7 protein-coding genes are annotated in these 12738 nt (G+C 68.3%); all 7 read right to left on the bottom strand.

The annotated features are described in order from the left end of the window. Nucleotides 1-63: 63 nt before the first annotated feature. The 7 genes from fusA to rplJ all read right to left on the bottom strand — a co-directional run bounded on the left by fusA (nt 64) and on the right by rplJ (nt 12638). Nucleotides 64-2181, bottom strand: a complete 2118-nt coding sequence (gene fusA, locus KDY119_RS04025) for an elongation factor G (protein WP_036953302.1) — start codon at nt 2179-2181, stop codon at nt 64-66. A gap of 105 nt (nt 2182-2286) precedes the next feature. Beyond that, nucleotides 2287-2757, bottom strand: coding sequence for a 30S ribosomal protein S7 (rpsG, locus tag KDY119_RS04020; protein ID WP_036953304.1), 471 nt, complete (start codon nt 2755-2757; stop codon nt 2287-2289). Next, nucleotides 2757-3131, bottom strand: a complete 375-nt coding sequence (gene rpsL / locus KDY119_RS04015; protein ID WP_036953306.1) for a 30S ribosomal protein S12 — start codon at nt 3129-3131, stop codon at nt 2757-2759. The genes rpsG and rpsL overlap by 1 nt, the downstream gene beginning before the upstream one ends. 464 nt (nt 3132-3595) lie before the next feature. Then, on the bottom strand, nt 3596-7465 hold the full coding sequence (locus tag KDY119_RS04010) for a DNA-directed RNA polymerase subunit beta' (protein ID WP_036953308.1): 3870 nt from the start codon (nt 7463-7465) through the stop codon (nt 3596-3598). Nucleotides 7466-7595: 130 nt separating this feature from the next. After that, a complete protein-coding gene (gene rpoB, locus KDY119_RS04005; protein WP_036953310.1) occupies nt 7596-11105 on the bottom strand; it encodes a DNA-directed RNA polymerase subunit beta in 3510 nt (1169 codons plus the stop codon). Nucleotides 11106-11612: 507 nt separating this feature from the next. Next, complete coding sequence (rplL, locus tag KDY119_RS04000; RefSeq protein WP_036953312.1) at nt 11613-12005, bottom strand: 50S ribosomal protein L7/L12; 393 nt, start codon at nt 12003-12005, stop codon at nt 11613-11615. A gap of 102 nt (nt 12006-12107) precedes the next feature. Beyond that, the gene (gene rplJ / locus KDY119_RS03995) at nt 12108-12638 is read right to left on the bottom strand and encodes a 50S ribosomal protein L10 (protein ID WP_036953314.1); all 531 of its coding nucleotides are present in this window, start codon (nt 12636-12638) and stop codon (nt 12108-12110) included. Between the last annotated feature and the right edge of the window lie 100 nt (nt 12639-12738).

The following is a 12738-nucleotide window of genomic DNA, read 5'->3' as shown; positions in this document are numbered from 1 at the left end:
GGTGCGCCGGAGCGCGTCGCTACAGGTTGATGTGGTGATTCTAGGTGGTCGACCTGTGGGGACTCACTCGCCCCGGGTCTTCTTGATGATCTCGTCCGCGACGTTCCGGGGAACCTCGGCGTAGCTGTCGAACTGCATCGAGTACACCGCGCGACCCTGCGTCTTGGAACGCAGGTCACCGATGTAGCCGAACATCTCCGACAGCGGCACCTGGGCACGGACGACCTTGACGCCGGTGGCGTCCTCCATCGACTGGATCATGCCTCGACGGGAGTTGATGTCGCCGATGACGTCGCCCATGTACTCCTCGGGCGTGCGCACCTCGACGGCCATGATCGGCTCGAGCAGAGCCGGGTCCGCCCGCTTGACGCCCTCCTTGAGGACCATCGAGCCGGCGATCTTGAACGCCATCTCGGACGAGTCGACCTCGTGGTAGGCGCCGTCGAGCAGCGTGGCCTTGACGCCCACGAGCGGGAAGCCCGCGAGGACGCCCTGCTGCAGCGCCGACTGGATGCCGGCGTCGACGGACGGGATGTACTCGCGCGGGATGCGACCACCGGTCACGGCGTTGTTGAACTCGTAGAGCTCGCCCTCGGCCGTGTCGAGCGGCTCGAAGGTCACCTGGACCTTGGCGAACTGGCCCGAGCCACCGGTCTGCTTCTTGTGCGTGTAGTCGACCTTCTCCACCGTGCGGCGGATCGTCTCGCGGTACGCGACCTGCGGCTTGCCGACGTTCGCCTCGACCTTGAACTCGCGACGCATGCGGTCGACGAGGATGTCGAGGTGGAGCTCGCCCATGCCGCCGATGACGGTCTGGCCGGTCTCCTCGTCGAGCTTGACCCGGAACGTCGGGTCCTCCTCGGCGAGCTTCTGGATCGCCGTGGAGAGCTTCTCCTGGTCGGCCTTCGTCTTCGGCTCGATGGCCACGTCGATGACCGGCTCCGGGAACGTCATCGACTCGAGGATGACCTGCGCGTTCGGGTCGGACAGGGTGTCACCGGTGGTGACGTCCTTGAGACCGATGAACGCGTAGATGTGACCGGCGGTCGCCTCGTCGACGGGGTTCTCCTTGTTGGCGTGCATCTGGAAGATCTTCCCGATGCGCTCCTTCTTGCCCTTGGTCGAGTTCACGACCTGGGCGCCCTGCGTCACCTTGCCCGAGTAGACGCGGATGAAGGTGAGCTTGCCGAAGAACGGGTGCGCGGCGATCTTGAACGCGAGGGCCGAGAACGGCTCCGTCGCGTCCGCGTGACGCTCGACGACGACCTCGGGGTCCTTGACGTCGTGGCCCTGGATGGCCGGGACGTCGAGGGGCGACGGGAGGTAGTCGACCACGGCGTCGAGCATGGGCTGGACGCCCTTGTTCTTGAACGCCGAGCCGCACAGCACCGGGAACGCCTCGCCGGCGATGGTGAGCTTGCGGATGCCGGCCTTGATCTCGGCGACCGTGAGCTCCTCACCACCGAGGAACTTCTCGAGCAGCTCGTCGTCGGTCTCGGCGACGGCCTCGAGGAGCTCGTTGCGGTACTGCTCCGCCTTGTCGGCGAGGTCGGCCGGGATCTCCTCGATGTCGTACTTCGCGCCCATCTGGGTCTCGCCGCGCCACACGAGCGCGCGCATCTCGACCAGGTCGACGACGCCGATGAAGTCGTTCTCCGAACCGATCGGGAGCTGGATGACCAGCGGCTTCGCCTTGAGGCGGTTGATAATCGTGTCGACGGTGAAGTAGAAGTCCGCGCCGAGCTTGTCCATCTTGTTGACGAAGCAGATGCGGGGGACCTCGTACTTGTCCGCCTGGCGCCACACCGTCTCGGACTGGGGCTCCACGCCCTCCTTGCCGTCGAAGACGGCGACCGCGCCGTCGAGGACGCGCAGCGAGCGCTCGACCTCGACCGTGAAGTCCACGTGACCCGGCGTGTCGATGACGTTGATCTGCGTCTCGTTCGCCGTGCCCTTGTTCCAGAACGCGGTCACAGCAGCAGACGTGATCGTGATGCCACGCTCCTGCTCCTGCTCCATCCAGTCGGTCGTCGACGCACCGTCGTGCGTCTCACCGATCTTGTAGTTGACGCCCGTGTAGTACAGGATCCGCTCGGTCGTCGTCGTCTTCCCGGCATCGATGTGGGCCATGATGCCGATGTTGCGGACCTTCTTCAGGTCGGTCAGCACGTCAAGTGCCACGGTGGTGAACCCCTTGTCAGGTGGGAGGGTGGGGCGCCCGGGAAAGGGCAGGAGCGGGCAGCAGCGCCGCCGGCCCCGGGTTCTCCGGGGCCGGCAGCGACCGGCTCACCAGCGGTAGTGCGCGAAGGCCTTGTTCGAGTCGGCCATCTTGTGCATGTCCTCGCGGCGCTTGACCGCGGCACCGAGGCCGTTCGAGGCGTCGAGGATCTCGTTCGTCAGACGCTCGGTCATCGTCTTCTCACGGCGAGCGCGCGAGTAGTCGGTGAGCCAGCGCAGCGCGAGCGTGGTCGAGCGCGCGGGACGGACCTCGATCGGCACCTGGTAGGTCGCACCGCCGACGCGGCGGGACTTGACCTCGAGGGCCGGACGGACGTTGTCGAGCGCGCGCTTGAGCACGACGACCGGGTCCTGGTCGGTCTTCGCCCGGACGCCCTCGAGGGCGCCGTAGACGATGGCCTCGGCGGTCGACTTCTTGCCGTCGCGCAGGACCTTGTTGACGAGCTGGGTGACGATGGGCGACCCGTAGACGGGGTCGACGACGAGCGGCCGCTTGGGGGCCGGACCCTTACGAGGCATCAGGCCTTCTCCTTCTTCGCGCCGTAGCGGCTGCGCGCCTGCTTGCGGTTCTTCACGCCCTGCGTGTCGAGCGCGCCGCGCACGATCTTGTAGCGGACACCCGGGAGGTCCTTCACACGGCCACCGCGGACGAGCACGATCGAGTGCTCCTGCAGGTTGTGGCCGACACCGGGGATGTAGGCCGTGACCTCGATGCCCGAGGACAGCTTGACGCGCGCGACCTTGCGGAGCGCGGAGTTCGGCTTCTTCGGGGTGGTGGTGTACACGCGCGTGCACACACCGCGGCGCTGGGGCGAACCCTTGAGCGCGGGCGTCTTGGACTTCGACGCCTTCGATGTCCGCCCCTTGCGGACGAGCTGCTGGATCGTAGGCACTACGTCTCCGTGTCTTCTCGAGCTGCTCGAGGCGGCTGCCTCGACAGTGGTCTGTGTCTGGGGCGCCGGCAGCAAGAGGCGCCAGCAGCACCTCAGGTGCTGCTACAGCCACTTTCCACCGGCCCGATGGTCTGTCCGCGACGGCCGGGCCGGCGGAGCAGATCGCCCGCGCACTCACATCAGACCCGGTTCCGAGTGGGCACCGGGTGCCGCCGACGAGGTCGGCGAGCGGTCAGGGACCGATCCGAGATCGTCCCGATCACCCTGGTGCATCAGAGCAGGCCCGACGGCGCGGGCAACAGTCGTCAAGTCTACGTGCCCGTGCAAGCCGCGTCAAAGAGCGGGAAACCCTACCCGACGGCGGCCGGCGCGTGCACGTGCGTCCGGAGCCCGGGAGGCGTCCCGGACGCGCCCGAGGGGCCCACCGCGCGCGGCAGGCCCCTCGGGGTGATGACGGGTCGACGTCAGCGGAAGTCGCCGAAGTCGATGTCGTCGAGCGGGATCGCCTCGCCCGTGCCCATGCCGAGCGGCGAGAAGTCGATCTCGTCGTACCCGAACGTCGGGAACAGCTCGGCGCGCGCCTGCTCGGTCGGCTCGACGTCCACGTCGCGGTAGCGCGGGAGACCCGTGCCGGCGGGGATGAGCTTACCGAGGATGACGTTCTCCTTGAGGCCCAGCAGCGGGTCACGACGACCGCTCATGGACGCCTCCGTGAGCACGCGCGTGGTCTCCTGGAAGGAGGCCGCGGACAGCCACGAGTCGGTCGCGAGCGACGCCTTCGTGATGCCCATGAGCTCCGGACGACCCGAGGCCGGCTGACCGCCCTCGGCGACCGCACGACGGTTCGCGTCCTCGAACCGGGCACGCTCGGCGAGCTCGCCGGGAAGGAGCTGCGAGTCGCCCGAGTCGAGCACGGTCACGCGACGCAGCATCTGCCGCACGATGACCTCGATGTGCTTGTCGTGGATGTCCACGCCCTGGGAGCGGTAGACCTCCTGCACCTCGTCGACCAGGTGCTTCTGCGTGGCACGCGGGCCGAGGATGCGCAGCACCTTCTTCGGGTCGACGGCGCCCTGGACGAGCTGGGTGCCGACCTCGACGTGGTCGCCGTCGTTCACCAGCAGGCGCGAGCGCTTGCTGACGGCGTAGGCGATCTCCTCGGAGCCGTCGTCGGGCGTGAGCACGATCCGGCGAGTGCGCTCGGTGTCGTCGATCGCGACGCGACCCGAGAACTCCGCGATGGGGCTCTCGCCCTTCGGGGTCCGGGCCTCGAAGAGCTCGGTGACACGCGGCAGACCCTGCGTGATGTCCTCCGCGGAGGCGACACCACCCGTGTGGAACGTACGCATCGTCAACTGCGTGCCGGGCTCACCGATCGACTGGGCCGCGATGATGCCGACGGCCTCGCCGATGTCGACGAGCTTGCCGGTCGCGAGCGAACGGCCGTAGCACTTCGCGCACGTGCCGACGCGGGACTCGCAGGTCAGGACCGAACGGACCTTGACCTCCGTGACCCCGGCCTCGAGGAGGCGCTCGATGAGCACGTCGCCGACGTCCTCGCCCGCGTGGGCGACGACGTTGCCGTCGGCGTCCTCGACGTCCGAGGCGAGGCTGCGCGCGTACACGCTGGTCTCCACCTTGGGGTGGCGGACCAGGGTGTCGCCGATCTTCTCGGCCACCGGCAGCGGGAGCCCGCGCTCGGTGCCGCAGTCGTCCTCACGGATGATGACGTCCTGCGACACGTCGACGAGACGACGCGTGAGGTAGCCGGAGTCCGCGGTACGCAGCGCGGTGTCCGCGAGACCCTTGCGGGCGCCGTGGGTCGCGATGAAGTACTCGAGGACGGACAGACCCTCGCGGTAGTTGGACTTGATCGGGCGCGGGATGATCTCGCCCTTCGGGTTCGCCACGAGACCACGCATACCGGCGATCTGACGGACCTGCATCCAGTTACCACGCGCACCCGAGCCGACCATCGTGAAGACCGTGTTGCGCTCCGGGAAGGACTCCCGCATCGCCGTCGCGACCTTGTCGGTGGCCTGGGTCCAGATCTCGATGAGCTCCTGACGGCGCTCGTCGTCGGTGATCAGACCCTTGTCGTACTGCTGCTGGACCTTGAGCGCACGCTCCTCGTGCTCGGCGAGGATCGCCGGCTTGGCCTCCGGCGTCGCGACGTCGGAGATCGCGATGGTGACACCCGAACGGGTGGCCCAGCGGAAACCGGCCTCCTTGAGCGCGTCGAGCGACGCGGCGACGTCCACCTTGGGGTAGCGCTCCGCCAGCTCGTTCACGATCGTCGACAGACGCTTCTTGTCCACGATCTCGTTCACGTACGGGTAGTCGACCGGCAGCGTGTCGTTGAAGATCGCGCGGCCGAGCGTCGTCGTGAACAGGAACGGCTCGCCGGCGACGTAGCCCTCGGGTGCCGTCGCCGGGTCCAGGACCAGGTCCGGGATCCGCAGCTTGATCTCGGCGTTCAGGTCGAGCGTGCCCTGGTCGAACGCCATGATCGCCTCGGCGACCGAGCTGAACGCGCGGCCCTCGCCCTCGGCGCCCGCGTGGTCGTTCGTCAGGTGGAACAGACCGATGATCATGTCCTGCGAGGGCATGGTCACCGGACGACCGTCCGACGGCTTCAGGATGTTGTTGCTCGACAGCATGAGCACGCGGGCCTCGGCCTGCGCCTCCGCCGACAGGGGCAGGTGGACCGCCATCTGGTCGCCGTCGAAGTCCGCGTTGAACGCGGCGCACACGAGCGGGTGCAGGTGGATGGCCTTGCCCTCGACGAGCTGCGGCTCGAACGCCTGGATGCCCAGACGGTGCAGGGTGGGCGCGCGGTTCAGCAGCACCGGGTGCTCGGTGATGACCTCCTCGAGCACGTCCCACACGACCGGGCGGGCCCGCTCGACCATGCGCTTCGCGGACTTGATGTTCTGCGCGTGGTTGAGGTCCACCAGCCGCTTCATGACGAACGGCTTGAACAGCTCGAGCGCCATCTGCTTCGGCAGGCCGCACTGGTGCAGCTTGAGCTGCGGGCCGACGACGATGACCGAACGGCCCGAGTAGTCGACGCGCTTGCCGAGCAGGTTCTGGCGGAACCGGCCCTGCTTGCCCTTGAGCATGTCGGAGATCGACTTCAGCGGACGGTTGCCGGGGCCCGTGACCGGGCGGCCGCGGCGGCCGTTGTCGAAGAGCGAGTCCACGGCCTCCTGGAGCATCCGCTTCTCGTTGTTCACGATGATCTCGGGCGCACCGAGGTCGAGCAGGCGCTTCAGGCGGTTGTTGCGGTTGATGACGCGGCGGTACAGGTCGTTCAGGTCCGACGTCGCGAACCGGCCACCGTCGAGCTGCACCATCGGGCGCAGGTCCGGCGGGATCACCGGGACGGCGTCGAGCACCATCGCCGTGGGCGAGTTGGTGGTCGTGAGGAACGCGTTGACGACCTTGAGGCGCTTGAGGGCACGGGTCTTGCGCTGGCCCTTGCCGGTGCGGATGATCTCGCGCAGCGCCTCGGCCTCGGCGTCCAGGTCGAAGTTCTCGAGGCGCTTCTGGATCGCCGCGGCGCCCATCGAGCCCTCGAAGTAGCTCCCGTAGCGGTCCTGGAGCTGGCGGTAGAGCAGCTCGTCGCCCTCGAGGTCGGCGACCTTGAGGTTCTTGAACCGGTCCCAGACCTGGTCGAGGCGGTCGAGCTCCGCGTCGGAACGCTTGCGGATCTGCGCCATCTCGCGCTCGGCCGAGTCGCGGACCTTGCGGCGCGCGTCGGCCTTGGCACCCTCGGCCTCGAGCTCGGCCAGGTCGGCCTCGAGCTTCGTGGCACGCGTGTTGATGTCGTTGTCGCGCCGGTTCTCGATCTCCTTGCGCTCCAGGTCGATCTCGTTCTGGAGGTTCGGGAGGTCTTCCTGGCGACCCTCGTCGTCGACCCACGTGATCATGTAGGCCGCGAAGTAGATGACCTTCTCCAGGTCCTTCGGGGCGAGGTCCAGCAGGTAGCCGAGGCGGCTCGGCACACCCTTGAAGAACCAGATGTGCGTGACGGGCGCGGCGAGCTCGATGTGGCCCATGCGCTCACGGCGGACCTTCGAGCGCGTCACCTCGACGCCGCAGCGCTCGCAGATGATGCCCTTGAAGCGCACGCGCTTGTACTTGCCGCAGTAGCACTCCCAGTCCCGGGTGGGGCCGAAGATCTTCTCGCAGAAGAGTCCGTCCTTCTCGGGCTTGAGGGTGCGGTAGTTGATGGTCTCGGGCTTCTTGACCTCGCCGTGCGACCAGGCACGGATGTCGTCGGCCGTGGCCAGGCCGATGCGCAGCTCGTCGAAGACGTTGACGTCGAGCAAGGTTTCCTACTTCCTTCGTCTCACCGTGGGGCCGTCGGCCCCGGTGGTGAACAGTGCAGGGAATGTCTGGAGCAGTGGGGGCGGCCCGGCCGGGCGTCGTGCAGGACGGCGCACGGCCGGGTCGCGTTCGTCAGATCTCTTCGACGCTGGAGGCGTTCGGGCGACGCGACAGGTCGATCCCGAGCTCCTCCGCGGCGCGGTACACCTCGTCGTCGGACTCGCGCATCTCGACCGTGGTGCCGTCCGAGGACAGGACCTCCACGTTCAGGCACAGCGACTGCATCTCCTTGAGGAGGACCTTGAAGGACTCCGGGATGCCCGAGTCGGGGATGTTCTCGCCCTTGACGATGGCCTCGTACACCTTGACGCGGCCGGGGACGTCGTCGGACTTGATGGTGAGGAGCTCCTGCAGCGTGTACGCCGCGCCGTAGGCCTCGAGCGCCCACACCTCCATCTCGCCGAAACGCTGTCCGCCGAACTGCGCCTTACCACCGAGCGGCTGCTGCGTGATCATCGAGTACGGACCCGTCGAGCGCGCGTGGATCTTGTCGTCCACCAGGTGGTGCAGCTTCAGGATGTACATGTAGCCGACCGAGACGGGCGCCGGGAACGGCTCGCCGGAGCGGCCGTCGAACAGCTGCGCCTTGCCGTCGCCGCCCACGGTGCGCACACCGTCGCGGTTCGGGAGCGTGGTCGACAGCAGACCCGCGAGCGCGTTCTCCTGCAGGCCGTCGAACACGGGCGTCGCGACGGGCGAGTTGGGCGCCGCCTTGGCCGCGATCTCCGGGACGTCGTCCCTCCAGGAGAGGTCCTCACCCTCGGCGAGCGAGATGTCCCAGCCCTGCTTGGCGACCCACCCGAGGTGGGTCTCGAGCACCTGGCCGACGTTCATGCGACCGGGCACGCCGAGCGGGTTGAGGATCACGTCGACCGGGGTCCCGTCGGCGAGGAACGGCATGTCCTCGACCGGCAGGATCTTCGAGATGACGCCCTTGTTGCCGTGACGGCCGGCGAGCTTGTCGCCGTCCGTGATCTTGCGGCGCTGCGCGATGTACACGCGGACCAGCTGGTTCACGCCGGCGGGCAGCTCGTCGCCGTCCTCGCGGTTGAACTCGCGCACGCCGATGACGGTGCCCGACTCGCCGTGGGGAACCTTGAGCGACGTGTCGCGGACCTCGCGCGCCTTCTCACCGAAGATCGCGCGGAGCAGGCGCTCCTCCGGGGTCAGCTCGGTCTCGCCCTTGGGCGTGACCTTCCCGACCAGGATGTCGCCGGCCGCGACCTCGGCGCCGATGCGGATGATCCCGCGCTCGTCGAGGTCGGCCAGGGCCTCCTCGGAGACGTTCGGGATGTCCCGCGTGATCTCCTCCGGGCCGAGCTTGGTGTCGCGCGCGTCGACCTCGTGCTCCTCGATGTGGATCGAGGACAGGACGTCGTCCTGGACGAGCCGCTGGCTGAGGATGATCGCGTCCTCGTAGTTGTGGCCCTCCCACGACATGAACGCGACGAGCAGGTTCCGGCCGAGCGCGAGCTCGCCCTCGTCCGTCGCCGGGCCGTCACCGAGGACGGACCCGACCTCGACGCGCTGGCCCTCGTCCACGATCACGCGCTGGTTGTAGCTCGTGCCCTGGTTGGAGCGCTGGAACTTCGACGCGCGGTAGGTCGACGTGGTGCCGTCGTCGTTCACGACGGTGACCAGGTCGGCCGAGACCTCGGTGACGACACCGGGCTTGGTCGCCACGATGACGTCGCCGGCGTCCACGGCCGCACGACGCTCCATGCCGGTGCCCACGAGCGGGAGCTCGGAGCGCACGAGCGGCACGGCCTGGCGCTGCATGTTGGCGCCCATGAGCGCGCGGTTCGCGTCGTCGTGCTCGAGGAACGGGATGAGCGCGGTCGCGACCGACACCATCTGGCGCGGCGAGACGTCCATGTAGTCGACGTTCGCCGCGAGGACGTCGTCGGTCTCCCCGCCCTTGATGCGAACCAGGACGCGGTCGGTGACGAACGTGCCGTCGGCCGCGAGAGGCGTGTTCGCCTGGGCGATGACGTGCCGGTCCTCGTCGTCCGCGGTCAGGTACTCGACCTCGTCGGTGACCCGGCCGTTGACGACCCGGCGGTACGGCGTCTCGATGAAGCCGAACGGGTTGATCCGCCCGTACGACGCGAGCGAGCCGATCAGACCGATGTTCGGGCCCTCAGGGGTCTCGATCGGGCACATGCGGCCGTAGTGCGACGGGTGGACGTCACGGACCTCCATGCCGGCGCGGTCGCGGGACAGACCGCCCGGGCCGAGGGCCGACAGACGCCGCTTGTGCGTCAGGCCCGCGAGCGGGTTGTTCTGGTCCATGAACTGCGACAGCTGGCTCGTCCCGAAGAACTCCTTGATGGAGGCCACGACGGGGCGGATGTTGATCAGCGTCTGCGGTGTGATCGCCTCGACGTCCTGCGTCGTCATGCGCTCGCGCACGACGCGCTCCATCCGGGACAGGCCCGTGCGGACCTGGTTCTGGATGAGCTCGCCGACGGCGCGGATGCGACGGTTGCCGAAGTGGTCGATGTCGTCCGTCTCGACGCGCACGTCGACGGTCTCGCCGTTCCGGGCGCCCGGGAGGGACGTGACGTCGGCGTGCAGCGCAGCCAGGTACTTGATGGTCGCGACGACGTCGGCCTGGGACAGCGTGGAGTCCGCGAGCGGGACGTCGACGCCGAGCTTCTTGTTCAGCTTGTAGCGGCCGACCTTCGCGAGGTCGTAGCGCTTCGGGTTGAAGTAGAAGTTCTCGAGCAGCGCGCGGCCGGCCTCGACCGTCGGCGGCTCGCCCGGGCGGATCTTGCGGTAGAGGTCCAGCAGCGCCTCGTCCTGGGTGTGGACGTGGTCCTTCTCGAGGGTGTCGAGGACGGACGGGAAGGCGGCAAACTCCGTGCGAATTTCCTCTTCGGTCATGCCGAGCGCCTTGAGGAGGACGGTCACGGACTGCTTGCGCTTGCGGTCGACGCGCACGCCGACGGCGTCGCGCTTGTCGATCTCGAACTCGAGCCAGGCACCGCGCGACGGGATGACCTTCGCGCTGAAGATGTCGCGGTCGCTGGTCTTGTCCGCGACGCGCTCGAAGTACACGCCCGGGGAGCGGACGAGCTGCGAGACGACGACACGCTCGGTCCCGTTGATGATGAACGTGCCACGCTCGCTCATGAGCGGGAAGTCGCCCATGAACACGGTCTGGCTCTTGATCTCACCGGTCGTGTAGTTGACGAACTCGGCGGTGACGAAGAGCGGCGCGGCGTACGTGAAGTCCTTCTCCTTGCACTCGTCCGCCGTGTACTTGGGCGGCTCGAAGCGGTGGTTGGAGAAGGAGAGGGACATCGTCTGGCCGAAGTCCTCGATCGGCGAGATCTCCTCGAAGATCTCCTCGAGGCCGGAGGTGTCAGGGACGTCCTGACGCCCGGCCTCGGCAGCGGCGGCGACGCGCGCCTGCCACTTGTCGTTGCCCAGGAGCCAGTCGAAGCTCTCGGTCTGGAGACCGAGGAGGTCGGGCACACCGAGGGGCTCGTAGATCTTGGCGAAGGAGACGCGGGGGGAGGCGGTTCGGTTCGCGATGGCGTCAGCGGACGGAGCAGAAGGGGTGCGCGAGGCAGCCAAGAGGGGTCCTTCCCTGCAGATCGAAAGAACGCTGCACCGCCGGGCCGGGATCGATCACCGCCGCCTCGACCGCAGCGCGACGCGCACGTACGTCGCCGGAAGGTCGAGGGGTATCTGAGATCGGGGGCACAGGACAGCGCAAAGCGCTAGCATACCCGGAAGTTGCCTCCAGGTCCAGCCCCTGTCGTCGGGCCTCTTCGTCCGACGCATCAACCACGGTGTTGCCTGCGTTCCCCCGACCGCTCTGACGCCCCCACGCGCACCGTGTCTCCTACCGCCGGCCTGGCCGCACGTCGCTGTCCTGCTGGTGCGCCAGGCCATGCCGGCCCCGACATCGTGGCACACGGTCCCCCGGTTCGTGAAGTCGGCCACGCCGACCTGTGCACGACGGCGCCCGGTCCCGGGACACGACGAGGCCCCCACCCGGACGGGTGGGGGCCTCGTGCGACGGTTCGCGAACCGCCCTCAGCAGCCCCGGGCGACGGGGCCGAGATCACGAAAGAGTGATCACTTGAGGGTGACGGTGGCGCCGGCGCCCTCGAGGGCAGCCTTGGCCTTCTCCGCGGTCTCCTTGTTCGCACCCTCCAGGACGGGCTTCGGGGCGCCGTCCACGAGGTCCTTGGCCTCCTTCAGGCCGAGGGACGTGAGGGCGCGCACCTCCTTGATGACCTGGATCTTCTTGTCGCCGGCGGCCTCGAGGATGACGTCGAACTCGTCCTTCTCCTCCTCGGCGGCGGCCTCTCCACCGGCACCGCCGGCAACAGGGGCGACCGCGACGGCGGCGGGGGCGGCGGCGGTGACCTCGAAGGTCTCCTCGAAGGCCTTCACGAACTCGTTGAGCTCGATGAGGGTCAGGCCCTTGAACTGCTCGATGAGCTCGTCGGTGCTGAGCTTCGCCATGATGGCGTTCCTTTCGTTCAGTGCTCGTCAGCGGCCCGGTGCCGGGCCCGCCAGAAGCAGGGGGTTGTGCGTGCGCTGAGCTGGTCCGTGCGGGTGCACGGATCAGGCGGCAGCGCCCTCCGATTCCTGCTTCTGACGCAGGGCATCGATGACGCGGGCGGCCTGGGCGGTGTTCGCGGTGAAGACGTAGGCAGCCTGGAACAGCTTGGCCTTCATCGCGCCGGCCGCCTTGGCCAGCAGGACCTCGCGGGACTCGAGGTCCGCGAGCTTGGTGACCTCGTCGCTCGTCAGGGCGTGCCCGTCGAGGACACCACCCTTGATGACGAGCGCGGGGTTCGCCTTGGCGAAGTCACGCAGACCCTTGGCCGCCTCGACCGGGTCACCGGTCACGAAGGCGATGGCCGACGGGCCGGCGAGGTCGGCGTCGGCGATGTCGACCCCGGCCTCCTTGGCCGCGATGGCGGTCAGCGTGTTCTTCACCACGGCGTAGGTTGCGTTGCCGCTGAGCGACCGACGCAGCGTCTTGAGCTGCGCGACGGTGAGCCCGCGGTACTCGGTCAGCACGGCAGCGTTCGACTCGCGGAACGCGTCCGTGAGCTCGGCAACTGCGGCTGCCTTGTCCGGCCTCGCCATGGCAATCCTTCCGGTGGTGGTGCCGCAGCGCGCCGTGCCGAGAACCCCGGGAAACGAGAAGAGCCCCGCGCAGGGCGGGGCTCTCAGGAACGATCGGCAT

The organism is Luteimicrobium xylanilyticum, from assembly GCF_009429125.1.
GTDB lineage: Bacteria > Actinomycetota > Actinomycetes > Actinomycetales > Cellulomonadaceae > Luteimicrobium > Luteimicrobium xylanilyticum.
The sequence above is the reverse complement of the archived record's forward strand: the minus strand, read 5'-3'. Positions and strand labels throughout refer to the sequence as shown.

Excerpts from the sequence above, each read along its gene's own strand:
- rplJ (WP_036953314.1), bottom strand. The coding sequence starts at position 12,638 with ATGGCGAGGCCGGACAAGGCAGCCGCAGTTGCCGAGCTCACGGACGCG.
- rplL (WP_036953312.1), bottom strand. The coding sequence starts at position 12,005 with ATGGCGAAGCTCAGCACCGACGAGCTCATCGAGCAGTTCAAGGGCCTG.
- rpsG (WP_036953304.1), bottom strand. The coding sequence starts at position 2,757 with ATGCCTCGTAAGGGTCCGGCCCCCAAGCGGCCGCTCGTCGTCGACCCC.